Origin of the sequence: Chenggangzhangella methanolivorans (assembly GCF_019797865.1) — a bacterium.
GTDB lineage: Bacteria > Pseudomonadota > Alphaproteobacteria > Rhizobiales > Methylopilaceae > Methylopila > Methylopila methanolivorans.
This window is the reverse complement of record NZ_CP081869.1, coordinates 3,124,908-3,150,314: the sequence shown is the minus strand read 5'-3', so window position 1 is coordinate 3,150,314 and position 25,407 is coordinate 3,124,908. Positions and strand designations below refer to the sequence as shown.

Sequence of the window (25,407 nt, the reverse complement as noted above, 5' to 3'; positions counted from 1 at the left end):
TCGCCGAGCACCGCGGTGCCGTGATTGGCGTCGTTGAAGGGATCGCGCGGGGTGTCGCCGCCGGTGATCACCCGATCGGCCGGGATCTCGAGATCCTCGTGGTCCAGCCGCCAGCTGTATTCGAGGTCGACGACCGGATTCCCTCGCCCTCGCCGCCCGGATACTTCTTCGACGACAGCGCGCCGACGCCGAGCTTGTTGTTCTTGAGGTAGCCCTGGTCCTTGAAGAATTTCGGCGTCTTGGGCGCGATGTCGACCGGCAGCGGCGCGGGGAACCGGCGCGGGGGCGGCGAACTCGACGAAGGGCAGCGCGTTCAGGCGATCGGCGACGGCGGCGGCGTCCGATCCGGCCGGCAGCGACAGCGTGAAATAGAGGTTGAGGTCGGCCATCTGGCGGCCGCTCTCAGCCTCCGCCTCGGCGCGCTGGCTGTCGAGCGTGGCCTCGGGCAGGGAGTGGAGCCGCTTGAGGTTCGCGTCTGAGACGCCGAGCGTCGCGAGCGCCGCCTTGAGCGCCGAGGCTTCGCCCGACGACAGACCCGAGAGGCCCGCGCTCTGGACGCGGAGCCGGCGGCCTTCGCGGAACTTGACGGTGACGCGGTCGCTCGCGCCCATGGCGCGCATCGACTGGTAGCTTTGCTTGGCGACCGGCGCGCGGGGCGCGAGCTCTGCGGCGACGCCCGGTCCCGCCGCGATCACGGCGAGCGCCATTGCGCCAAGCGTGGCGTGAAGCTTCATCGACGTCCCCGCCCCTATTCGCTCCGGTCGTCACGGACCGGAGCGGCAGCTTGACCTTGGCGTCCGCGCCGTCAACTCACGACACGCGGATGCGTAGTCTTACTTATGGGACAGAGGCGGCCGCAGAGCGCGGCCCAGGGGCCGGCAGGTCAGGCGAGCCGATCGACGGTCCCGCCGACGCCGGCCTGGTTCAGCGCCTTGGTGGTCTCGGCGGACTGCGTGACCATGTCGGCGATCATCTGCTGCTGCTGGTTCGCGATCTTGAGAGCCGCGATCTGGAAACCGTCGCGGGTCTGGCTGGCGTTGGATGCGACCGCGCTGGCGGCGAGGGACGAGATCTCCATGGGCGCTTGGCCTCCGGTTGGATCGGACGCCGCGACCATAACCGCCGCTTCTTAAGCTTTGGTCAATGTGATCGATCGATTGCGAGAGACCGGCCTAACGGGTCGGGACCGGGTGTTCGCCGCGATAATCGTAGAAGCCGCGCTGGGTCTTGCGGCCGAGCCAGCCGGCTTCGACATATTTCACCAGCAGCGGGCACGGCCGGTACTTCGGATCAGCCAGGCCCTCATGCAGCACCTGCATGACCGAGAGCAGCGTGTCGAGGCCGATGAAGTCGGCGAGCTGGAGCGGTCCCATCGGATGGTTGGCGCCGAGCCGCATCGCGGTGTCGATGGCGTCGACCGAGCCCACGCCCTCATAGAGCGTGTAGATCGCCTCGTTGATCATCGGCAGCAGGATGCGGTTGACCATGAAGGCCGGAAAGTCTTCGGAGACCGCGACCGTCTTGCCGAGCTTGTCGATCAGGTTCTTGGCGTAGTCGAAGGTCTCGTCTTCGGTCGCGATGCCGCGGATGAGCTCCACGAGCTGCATCAGAGGCACCGGATTCATGAAATGGATGCCGATGAAGCGCTCGGGCCGATCGGTCGAGGCGGCGAGCCGAGTGATCGAGATCGACGACGTGTTGGTCGCCAGCATCGTCTCGGGCTTCAGCAGCGGACAGAGCTCGGTGAAGATCTTGCGCTTCACCTGCTCGTTCTCGGTCGCGGCCTCGATCACGATCTCGCACTCGTCGAAACCCTTCAGGCCTCGACCGGATGGATGCGGCCGAGCGCGGCCTTGCGGTCCGCCTCGGTGATGGCGCCCTTGCCGGTCTGACGCTGCATGTTGCCGTCGATGATCTTCAGGCCGGCCTCGGCCTTCTCCATCGAGACGTCGCTCAGCACGATGTCGAGGCCGGCGAGCGAGCAGACATGCGCAATGCCGCTGCCCATCTGGCCGGCGCCGATCACGCCGATCTTGCGAATGTCGTCAGCCATGTCTTTCGCCATCTGCGGCCCGTGGGCCGCCTCCGTTGCATGCCAGTCGAAAATGAGCGCCGATCTTACGTACTGCGGCGCACAAAGCCAGCGCCGCCGGCCCTCACCCGACCAAAGTCGGCCCGCGAGCCAAGCCTGCGGGCCGTCCGCCGCTTACCTGCCGACCTTCTTGAGCTCTTCCTGCAGCTCCGGCACCGCCGTGAAGAGATCGGCCACGAGGCCGTAGTCGGCCACCTGGAAGATCGGGGCCTCCTCGTCCTTGTTGATCGCGACGATGACCTTGGAGTCCTTCATGCCGGCCAGATGCTGGATCGCGCCAGAGATGCCGAGCGCGACGTAAAGCTCCGGCGCCACGACCTTGCCGGTCTGGCCGACCTGCTGGTCGTTGGGCGCGTAGCCTGAGTCGACGGCGGCGCGCGAGGCCCCGATCGCGGCGCCGAGCTGGTCGGCGAGCGGCTCGATCACTTCCTTGAACTTTTCGGCCGACCCCATGGCGCGGCCGCCCGAGACGATGATCTTGGCCGATCCGAGCTCCGGACGGTCGGACTTGGTCAGCTCCTCGCCGACGAAGCTCGAGATTCCGGGATCAGCCGCCGCGGCGACGTCCTCGATCGAGGCCGAACCGCCCTCGCCGGTCGCCTGGAATGTGGAGGTGCGGACCGTCACCACCTTCTTGGGCTCGGAGCACTTCACCGTCTGGATGGCGTTGCCGGCGTAGACCGGGCGCTCGAAAGTGTCGGGCGACACGACCTTCTGGATGTCTGAGACCTGCATCACGTCGAGCTTGGCGGCGACGCGCGGCAGGATGTTCTTGCCCGTGGTGGAGGAGGAGGCGACCAGCGCGTCGTAGCCGTCCATCAGGCCGAGGATCAGCGCCGCGAAGGGCTCGGCGAGGCCGTGGGCGTACTGGTCGCCGGAGGCCACCAGCACCTTCTCGACGCCCTCGAGCTTGGCGGCGGCCTCGGCCGCCCCCTTCGGGCTCTTGCCGGCCACCAGAATGTGGACCGGGGTTCCGATCTCCTTGGCGGCGGTCAGCGCCTTCACGGTCGCGTCGCCGAGCGTGTCTTCGTGATGATCCGCGAGCAGCAGGGTCGCCATCACTTGGCTCCTTCGAGACATGTGGCCTGCATCGGCCGAGTGCGTGCTTCGAGACGCCGTCCAGCGGACGGCTCCTCAGCATGAGGGGCGTGGATGGATGGCAGGCTCACACCGTCCTGATGCTGAGGAGCCCGCGCGAGCGGGCGCCTCGAAGCACGCAGTCGGTCTGGCCCAGCCAGAGCCATCAGATCACTCCGGCTTCGTTCTTGAGCTTGCCCACGAGTTCGGCCACCGAGCCGACCTTCGCGCCGGCCTGGCGCTTGGGCGGCTCCTCGGTCTTCACGACCTGGAGGCGGGGGCTGAGGTCGACGCCGAGATCGGCCGCCGACTTCTCGTCGAGCGGCTTCTTCTTGGCCTTCATGATGTTGGGCAGCGAAGCGTAGCGCGGCTCGTTGAGGCGAAGGTCGGTCGTGACGATCGCGGGAAGATTGAGCTTCACGGTCTGCAGGCCGCCGTCGACTTCGCGCGTGACCGAAACGCTGTCGCCTTCCGGAGCGACCTTCGACGCGAAGGTGCCCTGCGGCCAGTCGAGCAGGGCGGCGAGCATCTGGCCCGTCTGGTTGCAGTCGTCGTCGATCGCCTGCTTGCCCATGACCACGAGGCCGGGCTGCTCCTCGGCGACGATCTTGGCGAGCGCCTTGGCGACGCCGAGCGGCTCGGTCGGGCCGTCGACCTTCACGAGGATCCCGCGGTCCGCGCCCATCGCGAGGCCGGTGCGGATGGTCTCCGCCGCCTGCGCCGGGCCGACAGAGACGACCACGACTTCCGTGGCCTTGCCCGCTTCCTTCAGGCGCAGAGCCTCTTCGACCGCGATCTCGTCGAACGGGTTCATGGACATCTTGACGTTGGCGAGCTCGACGCCCGAACCGTCGGATTTCACCCGGATCTTGACGTTGTAGTCGACCACTCGCTTGACGGGGACGAGAACCTTCATCGCGGCGTTCACCTCGGGAGACTGGCGTCGCGCGAGCCGGACAGGCGGGCGACGGGCGGGCGAATTGCGGGCGCCTGATAGATAGGCGGCCAAGCGCGGCGGACACTATTGTCCGGCCCCGACCTTCGTCAACGCCGAGTGTGCAGTGCGAAAAGGTCCGAAGGTCTTAGTCGAAAAGACGGATCGGCCGCCGGAAGGCGTTCAGGCGGGCTCCTGGCCCGTCCGCTCGCTGCGGCGCTGGATGCGGGCGCGCAGATCGTGATCGAACAGGCGCACGTCCGGGCGCTTCAGCGCCACGACCAGCACCGCGCCGGTGACGAAGCCGCCGACATGGGCCCACCACGCGACCTGGCTCTCGCCGGCGATCAGCGCGTTGCCGGCCTGGAACACGACCCAGGCCCCGATGATCCAGAAGGCGCGCAGCCTCAGGGGCAGGCGGTAGAACAGCAGCACCCAGACCTTCACCTGCGGGTGCAGCATCACATAGCCGGCGACCACGCCCGCCACGACGCCCGAGGCCCCGACCAGCGGGGCGTCGGGGTTCTGGGCCCCGACCGCATGGGCGATCCCCGCGCCGACCCCGCAGAGCAGCAGGAAGACGACGTAGCGGAGATGGCCGAGGTCATCCTCCACATTGTCGCCGAACACCCACAGGAACAGCATGTTGCCGGCAAGGTGCAGGAAAGCCGCCATGCAGGAACAGCGACGTCACGAGCGTCGTCCAGGCCGGCGCGACTTCGTAGCCCGCAGGCAGCACGGCGTCGCCGAACAGCACGCTCGGGATCAGTCCGAGCGAGACGACCGCGCCGGCCCGCTCCGGGCCGAACCAGCCGGACTGGAACACGACGTAGATCAGCGTGCAGGCGGCGAGGAAGCCATAGGTCACCCACGGCCGCTTGATGCGGCGCACGGGGGCGTCGTCCAGAATGGGGACGAACATCGGCGCTTCGTCTCGCTGGCGTGGGTCGCGCGCCCGCGCGCCCTTCTCAGACCAATGACTATGACGACCGGGCCGTGGAACTCCAAGGCCCCGCAGGACGACGCTGGAGCGATCGTTCGCTCAGCGTGTCTTTCCGGGCGCCCAAAGCACGTCGCCGGGGCCGAGATTGGCGACGCGCGCGGCGACGAACAGGAAATCGGAGAGCCGATTGACGTAACGCTTGGCCGCTCCCGACACCGGCTCGCGCTCGGCGAGCGCGGTGACGAGCCGCTCGGCCCGGCGCGCGATGGTGCGGGCGGCGTGGAGATGGGCGGCGAGCGGCGTTCCCGCCGGCAGCACGAAGGATTTCAGCGGCTCGAGCCGGGCGTTCAGCGCGTCGATGTCGGCCTCGAGCCGCGCCACCTGGCTGTCGACGATGCGCAGCGGCTCGTAGCCGAGGTCGCTGCCGTCATCGAGCGTCGCGAGGTCCGCGCCAAGGTCGAACAGCTCGTTCTGGACGCGCGCGAGGATCTCGTCGGTCTCGGGGTCGGCGTGGAGCCGCGCGAGGCCGATCGCGGCGTTGGTCTCGTCGACCGTTCCGAAGGCCTCGATGCGCAGGTCGTGCTTGGGCCGACGCGGGCCGACGGCGAGCCCCGTGGTGCCGTCGTCGCCGGTGCGGGTGTAGATCTTGTTGAGCTTCACCATCAGGGCCGGATCCCATCACGTAGAGGGTCGCCATGATCACGACGATGGCGACGAACTGCAGGATCACGCGCCAGCGCATCAGCTTCTGGGACGTGTTCTGGTCGCCGCCGCGCATCATGTTGATCAGGCCGAGGATCAGCACGATCGCCACCGCGCCGATCGCGATCGGCACCAGAATTCCCGACATCGCAGAAGCCATTGGCAGGATCCGAATGCGCCGGCCGCGCGGAAGGCCGCGTCAGCCGTTGAGACTGAGGATGGCGGCGTTCAGCACGGCCGCGAACGCCACCCAGGCTGCATAGGGGCAAAGCAGCGCCGCCGCGACCCCGTCGATCGGACGAAACGCGGCGATGGTCCAGAGAATCGATACGAGGAAGGGGACGATCTCGATCATCCCCAAGAGCGGCGACTGGGCGGCGAAGAAGGCGAACGACCAGCCGACGTTCAGCGCCAGCTGGACCGCGAAGGCGGCGAGCGCCCGCCGCCGCGCCGCGCCCTCGCCCAGCATCGCCACCCGCCAGAGCGCGAAGCCCATCAAGGCGAACAGGATCGACCAGGCGATCGGAAAGGCGGCGTTGGGCGGCGTGAACCAGGGTTGGCGAGCCCCTCATACCAGGGCGCGAGGTTCGGGACGGTGGCGATCGAGCCGAGCCGGGCGGCCAAGAAGCTGAGCGCGAGCGCGCCCAGCAGGACGAGCAGCGAGCGCGGAGACAGCGGAGGATGCGGGGCGCTGCGGGCGTGGTCATCGCGAAAATATAGGGCGGCGGTTCGCGTGCAGGGAGGCGGCCCTTGTTCCGGACGTGATCCGGGACAAGGAACCGATGCGCCTTCCAGACGTCGCTCAGACGGCCGCATCTTTCCTCGACCGGCGTCGGCTCTGGGTCCCGGATCAAGTCCGGGACAAGAGGGAGAGTTGGTCCCCTTTCCCCTCAGGTCGTGACGCCCTCGGCGGTCACCTCGGCCTCGGGGTTCTCCTTGTCCTGCTTCGGCGGCTCTTCGCCATAGATCATCGCCTCGAAGCCGCGCAGACGCTTGTAGACCGACATCAGCTCGACGATCGTGGTCCAGGAATTGACGAGATACTGGAACGAGTTGCTGACCTGATTGAAGGCGCCGGCGATCTGCTGGAAGATGCCGACGAGATCTTGCCCGCCACGATGGTCGGGGCCAGCGCGACATAGATCAAGATGTTGTCGGTCTGCAGATAGACCATGCGCGCGACGTTAAAATACATGTAGTGGAAATAGAGCGTGAAGTAGTTTGTTCGGACGTTGCTAAACAGCTCCTTCACGGTCGGCGGCTGCGCTCGGTCAGCATGGTCCTCGCCATAGACCAGCTCCTTGCGGTAGGCCGCCTCGACGCGCTGGTTACGGAATTCAAGGCCCGGCAGCTTGATGCCGACAAGCGCCAGCAGACCGGTGCCGAACGCCGCCCAGGCGATCGCGAGGAACACCAGCGGATAGGGAATGGCGCCGACGATCGGCAATTCGGAGACGTGGCTCGACAGGCCCGCCAGCACCGGCAGGAAGGCGATCAGCGTCATCACCGCGTCGATCAGGCTGACGCCGAGCGTCTCCATCTGGGTGGAGAAGCGCATCGTGTCTTCCTGCACGCGCTGCGAGGCGCCTTCGACGTTCCGCGCCTTCGGCCAGTGCGACATGTAGAAGTCGTTCATCGCGGTCCGCCAGCGGAAGATGTAGTGGCTGACGAAGAACCGCATGAGCACGTAGACCACCACCGCGACCAGCGCGATGCTCATGAACTGGTAGATGCCGGTGTAGAATTCCTCGATGCCGACGGGGCGGGTCTTGGCCATCGCGGCCTGGATCATGTCGAAGAACGGCCCGCGCCAGTCGTTGATCGCGACCGATACCTGCACCTGGAAATAGGTGACGAAGATGATCAGGGCCGAGCCGAGGATCGACCAGGCGGCCCAGGGGTGGGGCCGCAGCGTCATCCACGCTCCGGCGAAGATCGCGACGGCGACGGCGTAATAGACGTAGAACCAGAGGAACGGCCCGGTGACGAAGGTTCCGGGCCCGATGATCGGGGCTGCGTCCGGCGCGGGATAGGCGAAGATCGCCCGGCCCCACCCCTCGCCCCCCGCGTACCACGTCCCGATCGCGATCGCGGTCCAGATCGCGACCGAGAGGAAAAACGTCCGGGTCGGGTTGGGGAAGAAGGACTGGAACATCGAACGCGTCCGCCTCGTCTTTCGGAAAATCAGGCGCGAGCGTTAGACCCGGCGGCCCGGCTCCGCAAGTTACGGCCGGGTAAGGCGGAGCGACCTCAGTCCATCTGATAGGTCCAGCCGGACGCCTCGAAGCGGCGCGCCGCGAGGTCGTCGGCCCTGATCATGTGATAGGTCGTGCCGTCGCCCTTGCCGTCGGAGCCCATGCGGCGCGTGCCGCCGTAGAATTCGCCCGCATAGGCGAAGATCTGCCGCCAGTCCGTCTTGCCGGGCGTCGTGATCCTGACGCCGTCCATCTCGGTCTCGACGTCGCCCTGGATCGGGTGCGGCCAGCCGCCGAGCCGGTCGCCGAAATAGCTCGCCTGCGGCGGATTTTCTCCATGGCCCGAGAAGTCGGGCGCGGCGGGCGCATACTCGCCGTCGCCCGACTGGAACCAGTTCCAGATGCGGCTCCATTCCGGCCCGCCCTGGGGAAAGGCGAACTTCCAGTGGTGCGGCACGGAGAAGGCCGAGAACGGAACCAGCGTCTCGGCCATGTCGAGGGTGGCCCACGGCGTATCCTGCCCGAGGCCGTAGCTGCCGCAGAGGTCGACATGGGCCACAAGGCTCTCGGGCGGCGGCCGCCGCTTCAGCGCCTCGCGCGGGACGTCGTGCCAGAACAGCGCCGGGGTCTCGGCGAGGTCTGAGTCCGTGACGTCCTCGAAGACGCTGAGGAGGCCAGTGCGCGGGAGATCGGCGTCGAAGCCGGGTTCGGAGGCCATCGCCGCCAGATCGATCTGGCCGACGAAGGCGAGCGGGAACGGCTCGCCGAAGGCGCGGGCGCGCGCGTCTCCCGCCGTCTTGAGCCGGTCGATCTCTTCGCGCGGAATCCGCCGCTGATGGGGCTCGAGCGGGCCGTCGACCTGCTTCTCCCATTTCGCGGCCGTGTCGCGCGCGAAGTCGAGCGCCCGCCTCGCCCGCTCGGCGGCGTCCGGATAGGGCCCGCGCGTTGGCCAGGCGAAGCCGTCCGGCAGGTCGGGGACGCCGCCCATCTTGCTGGCGGCGACCGGCAGGCCGTCGTCCTGCGCCTGCACGCGCAGGAACAGGATCACGGGCTTGACGGAGCGCGCGATGGCGTCGGCGTAGGTCGGGAGCTTGGCCCGCCAGAGCGAGGCCTTCAGGTGTTCGACGGTCCGATAGGCGGTCATGGAGAACCGTCTAGCAGACCGCCGCCAGCGTCAAAATGACGATCAGGCGCCGCCTTCCAGCAGGCGGCGCGCGATGACGTGCGCCTGGATCTCGGCCGCGCCCTCGAAGATGTTGAGGATGCGGCTGTCGCAGAGCACGCGGCTGATTTGATATTCGAGCGCGAACCCGTTGCCGCCGTGGATCTGCAGCGCGTTGTCGGCCGCGGCCCACGCCACGCGGGCGGCCAGCAGCTTCGCCATGCCGGCCTCGAGGTCGCAGCGGTGATCCTTGTCCTTCTCGCGCGCGGCGAAATAGGTGATCTGGCGCGCGATCTGCACCTCGACCGCCATCATGGCGAGCTTGTCGGCGACGCGCGGGAAATCGGCGAGCGGCTTCTTGAACTGCACGCGCTCCTCGGCGTAGCGCAGGCCGATGTCGAGCGCCGACTGGGCGACGCCGACCGCGCGGGCGGCGGTCTGGATGCGGGCGCTCTCGAAGGTCTTCATGAGCTGCTTGAAGCCCTGGCCCTCGACGCCGCCGAGCAGGTTCTCGGCCGGCACCTCGAAGCCGTCGAAGCCGATCTCGAACTCCTTCATGCCGCGATAGCCGAGCACCTCGATCTCGCCGCCCGACATGCCCTTGGCCGGGAACGGATCCTCGTCGGTGCCGCGGGGCTTCTCGGCCAGCAGCATGGAGAGGCCGCGATGGCCGGGCTCGTTCGGATCGGTGCGCACGAGCAGCGTCATCAGGTCGGCGCGGACCGGATGGGTGATCCAGGTCTTGGCGCCGTTGACCCGATAGGTCTCGCCGTCGCGCACCGCGCGGGTCTTCAAGGACGCGAGGTCCGAGCCGGTGTTGGGTTCGGTGAAGACGGCGGTCGGCAGGATCGAGCCGTCGGCGAGCTTGGGCAGGTACTTCTGCTTCTGCTCCTCGGTGCCGCCGCCGATGATGAGTTCGGCCGCGATCTCCGAGCGGGTGCCGAGCGAGCCGACGCCGATATAGGCGCGCGAAAGCTCTTCGGAGACGACGCACATCGCCTCCTTGCCGAGGCCGAGGCCGCCGTATTCTTCTGGAATCGTCAGGCCGAAGACCCCGAGCTCGGAGAGCTTCTGAACGGTCTCGAGCGGGATGTAGCTGTTGGCGAGATGCCAGGCGTGGGCGTAGGGGATGACCTCGGCTTCCGCGAAACGGCGCATCTCGTCGCGGAACTGGCCGTGGGTCTCGTCGAGGCCTGAGTCGCCGAAGCCGAAGCGGCCGTCGGCCTTGCGCATCAGCTCCACGAGCGCGGCGCGCGCCTCGGGCGTTCCGCCGTCGGCGATGAGGTCGGCCGCCGCCTCGCCCAGGATCTCGGCCGGACGGCCGGGGGCGAGGCCGAGATCGCCCGCGCGGACGATTTCGCCCTGGTTCATCGGCACGCCGCCGATGAGCTGCGCGAGATATTCGGCGGCGCCGACGCGCAGCACCAGCTCCTCGATGTCGCCGTAGCGGCCTTCCTGGGCGAGGCGCTCGGACCAATGGTGCAGCTCGCGCAGCGCCATCCGGTAGGTCGCGAACCATGCGAGGCCGTGGCCCGCGCGCTGCTCGCGGTCGAGCGCGGCCGAATCGATCCGGCCGTCCTTGAGGACTTTCCGGCGGACCGCGTCGGTGGCTTCGCTCAGGAGTTTGTCCAGCGCCGGCAGCACCTGTTCGAGGCGGGCGGCCGGCGTTTCGGCCGCGGAGGCGGCGGCGGGCTGGGCGGTCATGAAGCAGTCTCCGGAGTCGCGCGCACGGCTCCGACTTCACGCGCATAACGCGCAATCGATCAGGCGGGCCGACGAAAAGTTTCGGCCGCATCCTCGTCATCCGGCGGGTTCGCCGCAATGCACCCTTCGGCGGACGCGGGCCGTCCGGTTCCGTTCGCGAGCACGACGCCGACCGCCGCGAGCGCCATGCCGGCGATCTGGATCACGCTCAGCGTCTCGCCGAACATCGCCCAGGCCTGCAGCGCCGCGACCGGCGGCACGAGATAGATCAGCGCCGCGACGCGCGACACCTCGCCGCGTTCGATCATGACGAGCATCAAGGTCACGGCCGCGATCGACAGCACCAGCACCGACCAGGCGAGCGCCCCGAAGGCTTCCGGCGTCGCGTCGAAGCGGAACTCGCCGAAAAGCGCGATGGCCGGAACGGTGACGATCAACGCCCCGACGCATTGCGCCGGCGCGAGCGCCTTCAGGTCCATGCCGGCGAGCGCGCGCTTCTGGTGCAGCGTCGCCGCCGTGACCGCCACCATCGCGAGCACGTTGACCGCGAGCGGAAGCCCGAGCGGAAGCCCGCCCGCGAGCTTCGGCGCGACCACGAGCGCGACGCCCGCGAAGCCGAGGCCGACGCCGCCCCAGCGCGCCGCGCTCAGCCGTTCGCCAACGAGCGGCCCTGCGGCCAGCGCCGTGAACAGCGGCTGGAGCGCGGCGATCAGCGCCGAGATCCCGGCCGGCACGCCGTGGGCGATCGCCCACCACACGCCCCCGAGATAGACGCCGTGCAGCATGACGCCGCTGAGCAACGCATGGCCCCAGAGCCTCAGGGTCGCGGGCCAGCGCGCGCCAAGCAGGAACGCCGCCGGAACGAACAGCGCGAGCGCGCCGAGATAGCGCAGCGCGAGGAACGCCAGCGGGTCGGCGTGCGGGACCGCGTATTTGCCGACGATCCAGCCGGTCGACCAGATCACGACGAACACGACGGCGATGAGGGGAACCTGCATGGGCGGTGCTCGAGACAATCGCCGGAGACGAACTGCGCGGGTTTGCGCCCGCGCGCGCGCCGACGCAACGCCTTCCGTGATGGCTCGATCAACGCGGCTCATGGATCGAGCCGCCCGCCGCCCAAAATCCGTGCGAGCGTCCGGACTCCTCCTTGGCCATGATCGCGCTACCTTTTCGCCACATGACGTCTCGGCCCTACGCCCTGTTCCGGAAGCTCATGCCGCTGACCTTCGACGTGCTGCGGCGCTTCGAGGCCCATTACGGCTGGGCGATCGCCGCGCATGTCGCGATGTCGGCGCTGCTCGCGATCTTCCCGTTCCTGATCTTCGTCACCGCGCTCGCGGCCTTCCTCGGCGCGGGCGACGCCTCGGCGTCGATCGTCCACCTCATCTTCGACACCTGGCCCTCGGGCGTCGCGGGGCCGCTCGCCGGCGAGGTCGACAAGGTGCTGAACACGCCGCGCGGCGGGGTGCTCACCGTCGGCGTGCTGCTGACGCTCTGGTCACGTCTTCGGCCGTGGAGTCGCTGCGGATCGCGCTCGGCCGCGCCTACGACTCGCCGACCTCGAAGCCCATCTGGCTGTCGCGGCTGCAGAGCATGTGGTTCGTGGCGCTCGGCGCCTTCGGCCTGGTGATGGTCGCGGTGTTCATCGTCGCCTGGCCGATCCTGTGGGGCGTCGCGCTCACCTACATCTCCAACTACTTCCCTGAATACGCCGCCCAGTTCGTCTCCTACGAATTCATCAGCGACGTCGCCCGTTACCTGCTGACCATCATCGTGGTGATGGGCGGGCTCACGCTGACCCATCTGTGGCTGCCCGGCGGACGGCGGACGATCGCGCAGGTCATGCCCGGGGTCGCCCTGACGGTCGGGTTCTGGATCCTGACGGCGACCGGCTTCTCGATCTACCTGTCGCATTTCGCCAACTACGCATCGACCTATGCCGGGCTGGCCGGCGTCATGACCGCGATCGTGTTCCTGAACGCGAGCGCCGCGATCTTCATTCTCGGCGCCGAGGTCAACGCGGCGGTGATGGCGCGCAGAAAGATCCGCGCTCAGGCCGGCGCCGAGGACGCGCTCTCGCATCTCGGCGCGGACATGAAGACCGCCTGAGCGCAAACCGGATTTCGCGCACTCGATTTTCCGGGGGCCTGACGCCCGCCCCGCGACGCCCTATGTCGCGGTCGAAGCCGCGACCGAGCGGCGCAACCAAGACTTCCGAGGAGACTGGCTCATGAAGCGCACCGGCAGCGCCGTCTGGAACGGCACCGTCAAGGAAGGATCGGGCAAGATCTCGACCGAAAGCGGCGCGCTTTCGGACCTCAATTATTCCTTCAAGAAGCGCTTCGGCGACGAGAAGGGCACCAACCCCGAAGAGCTGATCGGCGGCGCACGCCTCCTGCTTCTCCATGGCGTTCTCGCTGATGCTCGGCGAGGCGGGCTTTCCGCCGGACGAGATCAAGGCGTCGTCCGCGGTCTCGATCGAGCAGCAGGGCGGCGGCTTCACCATCACCACGATCGATCTCTCGGTCACCGCCAAGGTGCCGGGCATCGACGACGCCAAGTTTCAGGAGATCGCCAAGAAGGCCAAGGAAGGCTGCCCGGTCTCCAAGGTACTGAACGCGACGATCAACTTCGAGGCGTCGCTGGCGTAAGTCCGGGGCGATCGTTCGGCGCGCTCGTCCGACGATGCGGCGGGCGCGCCGGGCTGCGTCAAAGCAGGCGGCTTAGAGCACCACCACGCGCGCGCCGACCGGACGCGGTCGTAGAGGTCGATGACGTCCTCGTTGCGCATGCGGATGCAGCCCGACGACACCCGCTCGCCGATCGTCTCCGGCTCGTTCGAGCCGTGGATGCGGTAGAGCGTGTCGCCGAGATAAAGCGCCCGCGCCCCGAGCGGGTTTTCGGGTCCGCCCGCCATGTGGACCGGAAGGTCCGGCCGGCGCGCCAGCATGTCGGCCGGCGGACGCCAGTCCGGCCATTCGCGCTTGGCGGAGACGCGCTGGACGCCTTTCCACTCGAAGCCCTCGCGGCCGACTCCGACGCCATAACGGATCGCGCGGCCGCTCGCCCCGACAAGCGTCAGCGTGCGCGCCCTGGTGTCGACGATAACGGTGCCGGGCTTCTCGGCGCCCGCATAGGCGACCTCCTGGCGCGGCGTCTCGCGCACCTTCAGGCTGCGCTGCAACGCGACCGGCGTCAGGCGGTCCGCGCCGGGATGCGCGCGCACCCATTCGGGCGCGCGGACATAGACGCCCGAACGCGTGGAGCGTCCCTCGGTGGTCGCGCGGCGGCCGAGATGGCCGTCGCCCACGGGCCCGACATAGACCTCGTCGGGCGCGAGCCGCGGCGAGCGGTGGTGCCGGCCATAGAGGAAGTTCACGTAATCCGAGCCGATCGCCGCGTGGGTCTCGTCGTGGTCGACATGCTGGGGCGGCGCGTCGGCGTCGAGCGTGACGGGAAAGTCCCGCCGGTTGAGCTGATCGATCTGGGACGGCGTCGCGGGCGCGATCTCCGGCTTGCCGTCGCGCCAGCGCTCGGCGCGCGAGGTCCTCTCCTGCGCGAGAACGGGCGCTGCGGCCGAGGCGAGTGCGAGCGCGGCGACTGCGAGCGCGGCGACCTTCATTCCCGGCATCTCCCGAATCTCCCGCAAGGCGTTCACGACGCCAGACGTCCGACACTCTGCCACATATTGGCCTACCGCACAGTTTCGGCGAGGCGCCTGCGGCGCCGTTTCCGCCGAAGCCGTTGCCCGAAGGCCTCGTCGAAAGCCCGCGCCGATTAAGGGTTGTGGCCTCTGTCCCGGTCATGCAGAGTGCGAAGTGCGCGATCGATCACCAAGGTGTGAGCCTGAAGGGGAGACGCTGGCATGAACTTTCCGGTGGGAACTCCGGTCTACACCCCTCCGCCGCCTCCGCCGCGCACAGCAGAACAAAGACGCCTCGACCAGGCGATCGCGGCCGCCGCCGCAGACCGAAGCGCAGCCGGCGGATCCGGCGAGCTCGGGGTCGGCGAGATCCCGCATCCGATCCAGGTCGGCGACACCATGACCGGCGTGTCAACCACCTATGACTCCCCTCTGCCCGGCCTCATCGGGGCCAACCCGCAGGTGAGGGATCCCAACCTCATCTATCCGGACCAGGTGCTGTTCGTTCCGACCAGCGACGGGGAGGTCGTCGAACAGCGCACCGACGTCCAGGAGGCCGAACAGGCCGACGCCGCGGTCGAGTCCTACGAGGAGATACAGCGTGACCCGCAGTCGAGCCCGGGCGACCGCAAGATGGCGGCGATGGAGCTGCCGACGGCGCGCAGCAACGCCTCCGCGCGATGGACCGAGGTGCGCTCGGGCGTCGAGGAAGAGCTCCGCCATGTCGGGGCCGCCTCGACCTTTCCGGTCAACGACAAGGTGCAGGACGCGCTCGCCGACATTCGCGCTCGCGCGCCCGAAAGCGACGGCTTCCAGCGGGAGGTCGACGCCGCTTTCGAGACCGTTTCGGCCGAGTGGCGCGAGAACCGCACGACCGGAGACCAGCTCGAACAGCTCGTGGGCGACGCAAGGCGGCAGGACGAGGCCGTCCGCTCGCTCGAGGAGACGCTCGCCTCGCCGGACCTCGGGCCGGAGCGGCGCCTCTACCAGATGGAGCTCGGCGACGCCCGCTCGGCGGCGTCGCAAAACTGGGGCCTCGTCGAGGACGCGGTCGGTCGCGAGCTGACCCATGCGGGCGGCGCCGGCCTCTTCCCGGACGAGGCGGCGCGGCCGACGCTCGAGGCCCTGCGCGAGCTCTATCCGAACGACGCGCAGTTCCAGGAGCAGGTCACCGACGCGCGCGAGACGCTCGGCGAGGCGTGGCGCGCGGCCGGCACCACCACGCCGGAGCTCGCGGGGCTGGTCGAGAACTACCAGTCGGCCCGCAGCAACCTTCAGTCGCTGGAGGAGTTCGCCGCGAGCGGCGAACCGGGCGCGCGCAACATCGCCCGCGCCGACATTCCTGACGCCCAAAGCCAGCTGAGCACGACGCGCAGCGAACTCTCGCAGGAGATCCAGGGGACGCTGCGCACGCTCGGCGAGGGCAAGCCCTATCCGGAAGAGGCGATGCGCGCGACCTACGACCAGCTGCGCGCGCGCCTGCCGAACGACCCGGATGTCCGCGAGATCGCCGACGAGGCCTGGACGTCGGTCACGGAAGAATGGGCCCAGCAGGGCTGGACGCGCGAAACGCTCGGCGCGGTCATCGGCGAGTATGAGGATTACGCCGGCGCCCAGCGCTCCGTCGAGGCCGCGCAGGACGCCGGCCCCGCGGGCCGCGCCGACGTGCCCGAACTCCAGCGCATCGCAGGCGAGCGCCGCGGCGAGGCGGTGGACGAGGCGCGCGAGCAGATCCAGGCGGCCGCCGACGCCGTGCCGGAAGAGCAGAAGGAAGAGGCCGCCGTCGCGCGCGCCATGCTCCTGTCCAATCACGGGCCGCAGGACGAGGCCTATCAGCAGATCGTCGCCGACGCCGTCGACGAGGTGCTAGTGACGCCGCGGGTCGAGGCCGTCGAGGCGGCCTATGAGGAGGGCGGCGCTTCGGCGGCCGCGGCCGAACTCGCGGCCCAGACCGAGGCCGTCTCGCCCGAGACCGCGTCGCGGGTCGTGGAGGGCTCCTCGTCCACGATCGACCGCATCGCGCAGGACATCGGCGCCGGGACCGCCGACTATGACGGCGGCGTCGAGACCGGCCGGACCTATGCGGATCTCGCCATCGCGACCGACAAGGCCTCGCAGGCCGCGGACGGCCAGGAGGTCGTCGACGGCGTCGCGGAGGCGATCGCGGAGCACGTCCCCGACGAACTCATGGTGGGGTTCGACTATTCCGAGGGCGCGCGGCTCTCGGTGATGGAGGGCGGCGGGGCCGCGCTGTCGCTGTCGCTCGCCAACGCCTTCAAGGCCAAGGGGCAGAACGACAACGCGATGATGATGCTGGGCTCGGTCCAGGGCGGGCTGCGCGAGCTCCAGTATCAGTCCGAGGAGGCGGTCAAGGACTTCCAGGAGGCGACCGCCGTGCCGGTCCAGCTTCAGCGCGACTGGGGCGGGATCATGTCGCCGGAGCAGGCCGAGGCCGCGATGGCGGGCTATGTCGAGCAGAACCCCGAGGTGCTCGAGGACTTCAACCGCACCTATGGGCGGCTTGAGGAGCTGGGCTACGCCGCCGAGCGCACCATGCTGACCCTCGACGACGAGGCGCTCGCGAGCGTCGACGGGATTGAGACCGCCGGCGAGCTCAAGGACCTGCGCGACGAAATCGTCAACGACGACAACGTCACGTTGGTCCGCGCCGAAAGCGAGCCCGCCCGCACCGAGGTGATCGAGCAGGTCATCCGCGAGGAGACCGAACGCATCGTCGCCGAGGAAGAGGCGGCGGGCCAGGTCGGCGAGGGAGAGGACGGAGCCTCCGCGCCCTCGCTGCCCAAACAGGCGCAAGGGTCGCTCAAGGAGCTCGGCAACTCGCTGATGGTGGTGTCCTCCGCCTCGGCGGCCGCCGACGCCGCCGACGTCAGCGCCAATCCGCGCGTGACGCCGCTCGCAGCCGTCGACGACTTCTTCGGCTCCGGCCGCGCCGTGTCGCTCGAGCCCACGAAGGTCACCAACTTCGGCGGCGCCATGAACGGCCTCGGCGCGGCGTTCAATGGACTTGCGGCCTATTCGGCCTTCGACACGCTGGCGAGCGGCGAAGGCGCGCTCGGCGACCGGGTGAAGGCGGTCTACTACAGCACCGGCGTCGCCAAGGAAGCGGCCGAGGGGCTGGCCTTCATGACGTCGCGCGGCTGGCTCGGCCGGGTCTCGGCGAGCCCGGCGGCGCAGCGGCTCGCGACCTCCGTGCTGCCGAGCATCAACAGCAGCGCGTCGGGCCTTGGCCACATCACCCAGCAGCCCGGCTGGATCAAGTTCGGCACTTTCGTGAAGACCGCGGGCGCGCTGATCGACGCCGGCTACGCGATCGACTCGGTGGCGAACGGCGACTATCCGGCCGCCGGCCTCTACACGGCGAGCGCGGCGGGCGGCGGCCTCATGACCCTTTCGGGCGTCGGGGCGATCGGCGCCTGGGGCGGGCCGGTCGGCGCGGGCGTCGTGCTGGTGGCCGGCGGGGCGCTCTATTTCTACAAGGACGCCAAGGAGAAGGCGAAGTTCGAGGAGCCGTCGCGCGAGTATCTCGAGGCCGCGGGTCTCGACCCGGACCTCGCCGAAAAGCTCGCGAACTATTCCGACAGCGACGGCACGCCCGCCGGACCCGGCATCGCGGCGACGATCCGGCAGTTCGGGGTCGACCCCGGCACGATGATCGACACGCTGAACGGCATGTCGACCGAGGAGATCGAGGTGATCACAGAAGCCGCCCATACGGTGACGCCGAACGACCAGGGCGACTTCCAGGTGACGGCCGAGAACGACTACGAGGTCTGGGGGCCGGAGGGGAAGGATCCGCAGTTCGGCGGACACTACCTCTACGACCCCGACAACACGCGCTATCGCGGCGAGTACGGCGCGAGCACGGCCGGCGTCACCTACCTGACCGATCCCAATCCCCGCAGCCTGACCGCGCTGCGCGACATGGCGCGGGCCGCGACCGGCGAGCAGCCGTTCGGCTGACGCTCAAGCCCTCGGATCTCGGGCCGCGGACGCCTGCGGCTCAGATCAGCTGGGCGGCGACGAGAAGGTCGGCGACAGGCTGGAACTCCGTGTCCGGCACCGGCTCGCCGATCGCCGCCTTCTTGAGGATCGCCTCGGCGAGCGGGCCGTCGTCGACGACCGGGATGCCGAGCAGGTTCGCCTCCGACATCAGCACGTTGGCCTGCTTGCCCTCGGCGCGGCACACCACCGCCGGCACCGGCGTCTCGCCGCGCACGAAGCGCAAGCCCACCACCACCCTTGCCGGTCCGCCCGATGAGCAGCGTCGCGTTCTTGACGCCGACCTTCACCGACCCCGCCCCGACGAGCTCCTGGCTGCGCTTCCTGCGCTCGCGCCGGATCATGGGGTCGCCCTCCATGTCTTTGAACTCGCGCTTGGCCTCGGTCTTGGTCATGCGCATGTCGCGCAGGAACAGCTGGCGCTGCAGCAGCACGTCGATCGCCCCGACGACGAAGAACACGATGATGGCCGTGATGACGATCGGCTGCAGCAGCTTGACCGACGTGTCGTACACGCAAGGCATGCCGCAGGACGGCGACTGCATCAGCGCCTGAAGGCCGATGGCGAACACCGCCACGAAGGCCCCTGCGAGCGCCACGACCTTGACGATCGACTTCAGGAGCTCGACCACGCTGCGCATCGAGAACACGCGCTGCAGCCCCTTGGCGGGATTGATGTTGTCGAAGTTTGGCCGGATCGGCTCGACCGAGAACACGAAGCCGCGCATCACCACCATGTTGGCGAGGATCGCGGCCCCGGCCACGATCGCGAGCAGAGGCGCGACCACGCTGATCATCATCGCCGAGACCACGCCGAACACGCGCGGGACCAGGGAGGCGAAGTCCTGGACGTAGACCTGCCCGGTCAGCTCCATCAGCTCGCTGACGCGCGACAGAAAACCCGGATAGGCGGCGATGACGTAGAGCGTCGCGGCGAACAGCGCGAAGGCGGCGACGAGATCCTGGCTCTTGTTGACCTGCCCCTTCTTGCGCGCGTCGTCGAGCTTCTTGCGCGAGGCCGGTAACGATTTTTCTTCGCTGGTGTCGTTCATCGCGTCTCGGAGCCCGGCGAGCAGAACGGATGATCACTTTAGCGTTCGGCGTCGACGAGGTCACCCGTCGGATCGCTCCGGCGGTTCCTTGGCCTCTCGAATTCATGTAGGTGTCGAGGCGCGGCAAGGTTCGGGGACATCGCGATGAAGCGCACGGGCGTCGTGCTTGTTCTGTGTTCCGTCGCGGCGCTCGCCGGCTGCAAGACGACGTCGCCGACGGCCGAGGTCGTGGGCACGCCGGAGGAAGCGCGCCTCGTGCAGCTTGCGCGCGACATCGAGGCTCGCGGCGAGCCCGGAACCGCGGTCGCGCTCTATGCGCGCGCCATCGAGGCGTCGGGCGGCTCGGCGGCGGCTTACGTCCGGCTCGGCGACGCGCAGGCGAAGGCCGGCGACCCGGACGGCGCCCGCGCGGCCTATCAGGAGGCGCTTTCGCGCGACCCGAAACACCCGGGCGCCCTGCTCGGCGTCGGGACGGCGGACCTCAACGCCGGCGCGGCTGAAGCCGCGGCGCGGCGGCTCTCGGAGGCCGCGCCGCTCGTCAACACCGCGACCGCCTACAACCGCCTCGGCGCGGCCTATGTGATGGAGGGTCGGGCCCAGGAGGCGGCCGCGGCGTTCCAGAAGGCGCGCGCGCTCGATCCGTCGAACATCGACATCGCGGGCAATCTCGCGCTCGCGCAGGCGCTTGCGGGCCAGACCGAGGCCGCCGTCGCCGGCATGCAGGCGGCCGCCCAGTCGCCCGCCGCGAAGGGCCGCCACCGTCGCAATCTCATCGTGGTCCTGTCGCTCGCCGGCCGTTACGACGAGGCGCAGGCCGTCTCGGTTCCGGACATGAGCGCCAAGCAGAAGATCGATCTTCTGGCGCGCGTCCGCAAGCTGCAGACGATCAGCGACCCGGTGGCGCGGGCGCGGGCGGTCGGACTGGTGGCGAACGCCTGACGCCGGCTCCGTCAGCGTCCGGTCGTCGTCTCGCCGCTGACCGACCCGCCCGAGAACACCTGCGTCCCCGACGAATATTCGCTGTTGAGCCTGCCGCGGCGCTCGTCGTCGCCGGCGCCGTCGATGTAGCGGCGCGCGGCGCGCGCGGAAGGCGCGGCCATCGAGGGTCCCGGCTCGCGGCCGCGCTCGAGATCCTCCTCGCGCTCGGCCATCTGCTGGAGGTTGACCGCGTTGGCGCAGCCCGACGGCAGGTACATGGGGTCCGGCGCGGTGTCGGGCGTGACGCAGGCGTCCGGCAGCAGCGCGGTCTGGCGCGCGCGGCCCGCCTGGTCGTAGCCCTTGCGCACCTTCCCGTCCGCCCCGCCGTCGGCGAGCGTGACGCGGCTGTAGCCCGGCGAATAGGCGTTGGGCGCTTCCGGGGCGCAGGCGGCGAGCGACAGCAGGGCGGCCCCGACGGCTACCGGGCGGAGGATGGCCATGCGGGTCTCCTGTGCCATGACGTGCGGCCTCATCTCGTCAGTCCACCACGAAGCCGTAGGCCCCGTTCTGGGCCGGCTTCTTGCCCGAGGGGCGTCGCGGCACGGCCGCGGCGCCGGTCGGACTGTCGAGCGGGGTCTTGAGCGACTTCTCCGACACCGGCTTCACGAGATAGGGCGTGATCAGGATCACGAGCTCGGTCTCGTTCTTCTGGTAACGGGTCGACTTGAACAGTTCGCCGAGCACCGGCACGTCGCCGAGCACGGGGAAGCGGTCGAGATCCTGCGTCATGTTGCGCTGGAACAGGCCCGCGATGGCGAAGGTCTGGCCGCTCGCGACCTCGACCGTGGTGTCGGCGCGGCGCACCTGGAGGGCCGGCACCTGGATGTTGCGCAGCGTGATCGCGCCGGCGTTCGAGAGGCTCGACACCTCCGGCCGCACCTGCAGCGCGATGCGCCGGTTCGGCAGCAGCGTCGGGGTGAACAGCAGCGAGACGCCGAACTGCTTGTACTGGATGCCGATCTGGTCGTTGGCGACCGGCACAGGCACCGGGATCTCGCCGCCCGCCAGGAAGCTCGCGGTCTGGCCGGTGATGGCGGTGATGTTGGGTTCGGCCAGAACCGTCAGCACGCCGTTGCGCTGAAGCGCCTCGAGCAGCACGTCGATGTTGACGTTCTTGGTGTGGAGCCCGAGCCCGACCCGGTAGGAGCCGTTGGTGAGCCCCCGGCCGCCGCCCGCGCCCGAGCCGTTCATGAGGCCGAAGGAGAACGAGCCGGGATTGGCCATCGCGTCCCAACTGACGCCGTAGGCCAGCAGGTCGTTGCGCGACACTTCGGCGAAGCGCACGCGGATGTTCACCTGCTGGGTGCCCTGGATGACCGTGTTGTTGATCGGCGGCGAGCCCTGCGGCGCGAAGCTCTCGGCGACGGCGGCGGCGTCCATCGCCTCGCCGACGTTGCGCACCGGGCCGGTCGCGACCGGCTTGGCGCCGAACATCTTGATGGTCATGGCGGTGGTCGGCTGGACCGCCCGCGCCGCCTCGTTGGCGGGCCGCGGATCGGCCGTCACCTGGATCTGCATCGACCCGCGCATCGACTGGTCGGGCGAGAGCGCGATCAGGTTGGTGCGGCCGATCTTGGTGGCGTAGAGATAGACGACGCCGGGCGATACGACGCGGACGTCCGCGATCTGGGTGTCGGCGACGAACACCGATTCCGCCGGCTGGTCGAAGCGCAGGATGCGGCCCTGCCCGGCCGGAACGACGATCGGCTGGCCGGCGTTGGCGTCGACCTCGATCTGCTGCGCGGAGAGGCGCGCGCCGAAACTCTCGACGCCCGTCAGTGCGATAGCCAGAAGCATGACGCTTCCAAGACGGCGCAGAACCGCACCTGCCTGTCTCATTCGTCCCCCGACGAAGCCGTCCCGGCGAGGCCCCGAGGGCCGCGCGGCTTCCGAATTTGCTGATCCCTCAAAGGGATTCACGATGAAACGCTAGCACGCCGAACTGTGGCGCGCCTATCACACGCGGTACTTTGCAACCGATCATTCGGCCGCGATCTGGGTCTCGCCGCGCCGCTGCCTCGGCGTCGCGGCCGCGATCGAAGCGAGCGCCTGAACGCTGAACTCCGGCGCCAGCTCCTGATAGGACAGAACCGGCAGGTCGATGTCGTTGCGCGCCAGCAGGTTCCGCACATGGCGGCGCACGTCCATGGAGACCAGGACCGCCGGCGAGACGTCGCCCGCCGACGCCTCGTAGGCCGTGCGGATCTGCCCGATGATTGAGCGCGAGACGTCCTCGGGCAGCGACAGCAGGCTTCCCACCGCGGTCTGCCGCACCGAGGAACGGATCTGGTCCTCGACGGGGCGCGCCAGCACATAGGCCGAGATCACCCGGTTCATCTCGGCGTGCCGGTAGCAGATCTGCCGGGCGAGCGACGTCCGAACATATTCGACCAGCATCACCGGGTCCTGCTCGCGCGGGCCCCATTCGACCACCGCCTCGAGGATCGAACGGAGGTTGCGGATCGGCACGTCCTCCTCGACGAGGCGGCGCAGGATGTCGGAGATCTTCTGGAGCGAAGCGACGCGCTGGGCTTCCTTCACGAGGTCGGAGTAATCCGCCTCCATCCGGCTCAAGAGCTCCCTCGTCTCCTGGATGCCGATGAAATGGGCGGCGTATTTCCGCAGCGTGGCGCCAAGCGCCTCGGCGAGCGCCTCCACCGGGCCGCGAAGCCGATGCCCGCCTCGGACATCGCCGGGACATGGCGCTGCTCGACCCAGTGGGCGGGCTTGCGCCGGAACAGCGGCGCATGGGTCGCGTAGGGCACGTTCATGAGGTCGAGATGGACCGGCTCGTCGCGTAGCAGGACGTGGCCGACCAGGATCTCGCCGTCCGAGACCGGAACGTCCTCGAGGTCGATGCGGAAGCGGTTGGGCTCGGCGGCGCGGTCGATGCGCAGCTCGACCGCCGGCGGATCGACGCCGAGATCCTGGAACAGATCCTGACGGGCGCGTTCGACGAACTGCTTGAACTGCTGCATCGGGACTGCGACCGACAGCTCCGAGCCGACCCAGGTCGTGACGCGATAGCGCGAGCCGGAAGCGACTTCGGAGAAGGCGACGTCCTCCGGCTCCTCGCGCTCGTTCGGCAACACGTCGTAGACCGGCGGCGCGTCCTTGGCCTGTTTGCGGCGATGGAGAAGCCAGGCGCCGCCCGCAAGCGCCGCCGACAGCGCGAAGAAGACGAGCGTCGGGAAGCCCGGCACCAGGCCGGCCCCGAAGGAGAGCGCGGAGGCGAGACCGAGCGCGCGCGGGTCCGCCACGATCTGGCGGGTGATCTCAGTGCCGAGATCGACATTGTCCTCGGAGGTGACGCGCGTCACCACCGTGCCGGCCGCGACCGACACCAGCAGCGCCGGGATCTGCGCGATCAGGCCGTCGCCGACCGTCAGCAGTGAATAGGCGTGGCCGGCCTCGCTGAACGACATGCCGCGCTGAACCATGCCGATCAGCAGGCCGCCCACGAGGTTGATCAGGACGATCACCAGCCCCGCGATGGCGTCGCCCTTCACGAACTTCATGGCGCCGTCCATCGCGCCGTAGAGCTGGCTTTCGCGCTCCAGCCGCCGCCGCCGGCTCGCAGCCTCCGACTTGTCGATGTCGCCGTTCCGCAGATCGTTGTCGATCGCCATCTGCTTGCCGGGCAGCGCGTCGAGCGAGAACCGGGCCGCGACCTCCGCCACGCGCTCGGCGCCCTTGGTGATGACGACGAACTGAGCGACCGTGATGATCGTGAACACCACGAGGCCGACCACGACGTTGCCCGCGATCACGAACTCGCCGAACGCCTGGACGATCTGGCCGGCGTCCGCCTCGACCAGGATGAGGCGGGTGATCGCGATCGACAGCGCGAGCCGGAACAGCGTGCCGAGCAGAATGACGGACGGCAGCGACGAAAACTCGACCGGGCTCGAGATGTAGAACGCGACCACGAGCACCAGCAGGCTGAACACCATGTTGATGCCGATCAGCACGTCGATCATCCCGGTGGGCAGCGGGATGAAGATCATGACGATCGCGAGCATCATGAAGGCCGCGACGACGACGTCCGACCGCCGCGACGCCATCACCGCGACACGCTGAAGTCCGCCGAGCGCCGTCATGTGGGCTCCTTCTCGCGCGTCTCGACGTCGGCCCGCGGCTCGGGCTCGGCGTTGCGGTCGACCACATAGTCGCGAAAGGCCTGCCGGGCCTCGATCTTGCGCCCGCCCGCCCACAGGGCGCGGCTGCGCAGCAGCGCGAGCGGCGACGACAGGCCGCCCTCGATCTCCGCGACCCGGTCGATCACGGCGAGCGCCCTGTCGCCCGCCCCGGTCGCGATGAAGGCCGCGGCCAGCGTCTTCAGGACGCCGGGATCGTCCGGGGCGATCCGCGCGGCGATCAGCATCAAGGCGAGCCCGCGCCGCTCCTGGCCGTGCTGGCCGTAGATGTAGCCGAGGGAATGAAGCAGTTCGGCGGCTTCACGCGGCAGGACGCTCATCCCACCTCCGCGGCGGCCGTGATGCGGTCCTGGAGATCGCGGTGGCGCTCGGCCTCCTCCTCGATGACGAGGGCCGCGATCTGGCGCGCCTCCTCGTCGACGTCGAGATCGGGAAGCACTTCGGCCAGGACGTGATCGAGGATGTCGAGATAGCGCGCGCTCTGGAAGATCCCGCTGTCGGCGATGCGGGGCATGACGAAATCGGCGATCTCGGCATGCAGCGAGCCGGCTTCGCGGAACCCACGGCCGCGATAGCGCGTGCGCAGGATCGCCTCGAAGGCCTCGACCTGGGCGCGCGTCGCAGGATCGGTCGCGCGGCGCGCCACCTCCTGAAGCGCCACGTCGAGCCTCTGTCCGGAAATTCGTCGTTCAGGCGTCAGCGCCAATGCCGAAATGTCCTCCCGCAGACGCCGGGTTCGGGTCCG

At 69.1% G+C, this 25,407-nt stretch carries 19 protein-coding genes and 6 pseudogenes; 4 read left to right on the top strand and 21 right to left on the bottom strand.

The window, feature by feature from the left end; genetic code table 11:
• Positions 1 to 883: 883 nt before the first annotated feature.
• The 13 genes and pseudogenes from K6K41_RS16495 to K6K41_RS16435 all read right to left on the bottom strand — a co-directional run bounded on the left by K6K41_RS16495 (position 884) and on the right by K6K41_RS16435 (position 11,807).
• Entirely contained in the window at positions 884 to 1,078 is a 195-nt protein-coding gene (locus K6K41_RS16495; protein ID WP_261401412.1) for a hypothetical protein, read from the bottom strand.
• A gap of 94 nt (positions 1,079 to 1,172) precedes the next feature.
• Positions 1,173 to 2,053: pseudogene (locus tag K6K41_RS16490) on the bottom strand (3-hydroxybutyryl-CoA dehydrogenase).
• Between the two features lie 153 nt (positions 2,054 to 2,206).
• On the bottom strand, positions 2,207 to 3,151 hold the full coding sequence (locus K6K41_RS16485) for an electron transfer flavoprotein subunit alpha/FixB family protein (protein WP_261401411.1): 945 nt from the start codon (positions 3,149 to 3,151) through the stop codon (positions 2,207 to 2,209).
• Positions 3,152 to 3,335: 184 nt separating this feature from the next.
• Positions 3,336 to 4,085, bottom strand: coding sequence for an electron transfer flavoprotein subunit beta/FixA family protein (locus K6K41_RS16480; RefSeq protein ID WP_261401410.1), 750 nt, complete (start codon positions 4,083 to 4,085; stop codon positions 3,336 to 3,338).
• Between the two features lie 201 nt (positions 4,086 to 4,286).
• Positions 4,287 to 4,778, bottom strand: coding sequence for a rhomboid family intramembrane serine protease (locus K6K41_RS16475; RefSeq protein WP_261401409.1), 492 nt, complete (start codon positions 4,776 to 4,778; stop codon positions 4,287 to 4,289).
• Entirely contained in the window at positions 4,708 to 5,025 is a 318-nt protein-coding gene (locus K6K41_RS16470) for a rhomboid family intramembrane serine protease (protein WP_261401408.1), read from the bottom strand. Before K6K41_RS16470 ends, K6K41_RS16475 begins: the two co-directional genes overlap by 71 nt.
• A gap of 120 nt (positions 5,026 to 5,145) precedes the next feature.
• Entirely contained in the window at positions 5,146 to 5,709 is a 564-nt protein-coding gene (locus K6K41_RS16465; RefSeq protein WP_261401407.1) for a cob(I)yrinic acid a,c-diamide adenosyltransferase, read from the bottom strand.
• Positions 5,710 to 5,719: 10 nt separating this feature from the next.
• A pseudogene (locus tag K6K41_RS16460) lies at positions 5,720 to 5,908 on the bottom strand (twin transmembrane helix small protein); the annotation flags it as partial.
• A 39-nt stretch (positions 5,909 to 5,947) separates the two neighbouring features.
• Positions 5,948 to 6,256, bottom strand: a complete 309-nt coding sequence (locus K6K41_RS16455; protein ID WP_261405762.1) for a TspO/MBR family protein — start codon at positions 6,254 to 6,256, stop codon at positions 5,948 to 5,950.
• Positions 6,257 to 6,638: 382 nt separating this feature from the next.
• Positions 6,639 to 7,903 (bottom strand): annotated as a pseudogene (gene sbmA / locus K6K41_RS16450) (peptide antibiotic transporter SbmA).
• Between the two features lie 95 nt (positions 7,904 to 7,998).
• Positions 7,999 to 9,087, bottom strand: coding sequence for a DUF1963 domain-containing protein (locus K6K41_RS16445; protein WP_261401406.1), 1,089 nt, complete (start codon positions 9,085 to 9,087; stop codon positions 7,999 to 8,001).
• Positions 9,088 to 9,129: 42 nt separating this feature from the next.
• Positions 9,130 to 10,809, bottom strand: a complete 1,680-nt coding sequence (locus K6K41_RS16440) for an acyl-CoA dehydrogenase family protein (RefSeq protein WP_261401405.1) — start codon at positions 10,807 to 10,809, stop codon at positions 9,130 to 9,132.
• A gap of 59 nt (positions 10,810 to 10,868) precedes the next feature.
• Positions 10,869 to 11,807 carry a DMT family transporter gene (locus K6K41_RS16435; protein ID WP_261401404.1) on the bottom strand — a complete coding sequence of 313 codons (939 nt, stop codon included), beginning with the start codon at positions 11,805 to 11,807 and terminating at the stop codon, positions 10,869 to 10,871.
• Positions 11,808 to 11,965: 158 nt separating this feature from the next.
• On the opposite strand from K6K41_RS16435, the pseudogene K6K41_RS16430 reads away from it, so the two are divergent.
• Positions 11,966 to 12,921 (top strand): annotated as a pseudogene (locus K6K41_RS16430) (YihY/virulence factor BrkB family protein).
• 121 nt (positions 12,922 to 13,042) lie between these two features.
• Positions 13,043 to 13,463 (top strand): annotated as a pseudogene (locus K6K41_RS16425) (OsmC family protein).
• 72 nt (positions 13,464 to 13,535) lie between these two features.
• Here the strand turns inward: K6K41_RS16425 and K6K41_RS16420 are convergent.
• Positions 13,536 to 13,963: pseudogene (locus K6K41_RS16420) on the bottom strand (L,D-transpeptidase); the annotation flags it as partial.
• A gap of 714 nt (positions 13,964 to 14,677) precedes the next feature.
• On the opposite strand from K6K41_RS16420, the gene K6K41_RS16415 reads away from it, so the two are divergent.
• A complete protein-coding gene (locus K6K41_RS16415) occupies positions 14,678 to 18,436 on the top strand; it encodes a hypothetical protein (RefSeq protein ID WP_261401403.1) in 3,759 nt (1,252 codons plus the stop codon).
• Here the strand turns inward: K6K41_RS16415 and K6K41_RS16410 are convergent.
• Positions 18,352 to 19,527 carry an EscU/YscU/HrcU family type III secretion system export apparatus switch protein gene (locus K6K41_RS16410; protein ID WP_261401402.1) on the bottom strand — a complete coding sequence of 392 codons (1,176 nt, stop codon included), beginning with the start codon at positions 19,525 to 19,527 and terminating at the stop codon, positions 18,352 to 18,354. The two genes, K6K41_RS16415 and K6K41_RS16410, sit on opposite strands and share 85 nt — an antisense overlap.
• A gap of 144 nt (positions 19,528 to 19,671) precedes the next feature.
• On the opposite strand from K6K41_RS16410, the gene K6K41_RS16405 reads away from it, so the two are divergent.
• A complete protein-coding gene (locus K6K41_RS16405; RefSeq protein ID WP_261401401.1) occupies positions 19,672 to 20,466 on the top strand; it encodes a tetratricopeptide repeat protein in 795 nt (264 codons plus the stop codon).
• An 11-nt stretch (positions 20,467 to 20,477) separates the two neighbouring features.
• Here the strand turns inward: K6K41_RS16405 and K6K41_RS16400 are convergent, their stop codons facing one another.
• The 6 genes from K6K41_RS16400 to K6K41_RS16380 form a co-directional block, all read right to left on the bottom strand.
• Entirely contained in the window at positions 20,478 to 20,945 is a 468-nt protein-coding gene (locus tag K6K41_RS16400) for a hypothetical protein (RefSeq protein ID WP_261401400.1), read from the bottom strand.
• Between the two features lie 37 nt (positions 20,946 to 20,982).
• Positions 20,983 to 22,302 (bottom strand): type II and III secretion system protein family protein, encoded by a 1,320-nt coding sequence (locus K6K41_RS16395; RefSeq protein ID WP_261401399.1) that lies wholly within the window; start codon positions 22,300 to 22,302, stop codon positions 20,983 to 20,985.
• Between the two features lie 183 nt (positions 22,303 to 22,485).
• Entirely contained in the window at positions 22,486 to 23,163 is a 678-nt protein-coding gene (locus K6K41_RS29550) for an FHIPEP family type III secretion protein (protein WP_315855045.1), read from the bottom strand.
• Positions 23,076 to 24,605: an FHIPEP family type III secretion protein gene (locus K6K41_RS16390; RefSeq protein WP_315855044.1), complete on the bottom strand. Its 1,530-nt coding sequence runs from the start codon at positions 24,603 to 24,605 to the stop codon at positions 23,076 to 23,078. Before K6K41_RS16390 ends, K6K41_RS29550 begins: the two co-directional genes overlap by 88 nt.
• A complete protein-coding gene (gene sctY / locus K6K41_RS16385) occupies positions 24,602 to 24,982 on the bottom strand; it encodes a type III secretion apparatus assembly chaperone SctY (protein WP_261401398.1) in 381 nt (126 codons plus the stop codon). Before sctY ends, K6K41_RS16390 begins: the two co-directional genes overlap by 4 nt.
• Complete coding sequence (locus K6K41_RS16380) at positions 24,979 to 25,323, bottom strand: hypothetical protein (RefSeq protein WP_261401397.1); 345 nt, start codon at positions 25,321 to 25,323, stop codon at positions 24,979 to 24,981. The genes sctY and K6K41_RS16380 overlap by 4 nt, the downstream gene beginning before the upstream one ends.
• Between the last annotated feature and the right edge of the window lie 84 nt (positions 25,324 to 25,407).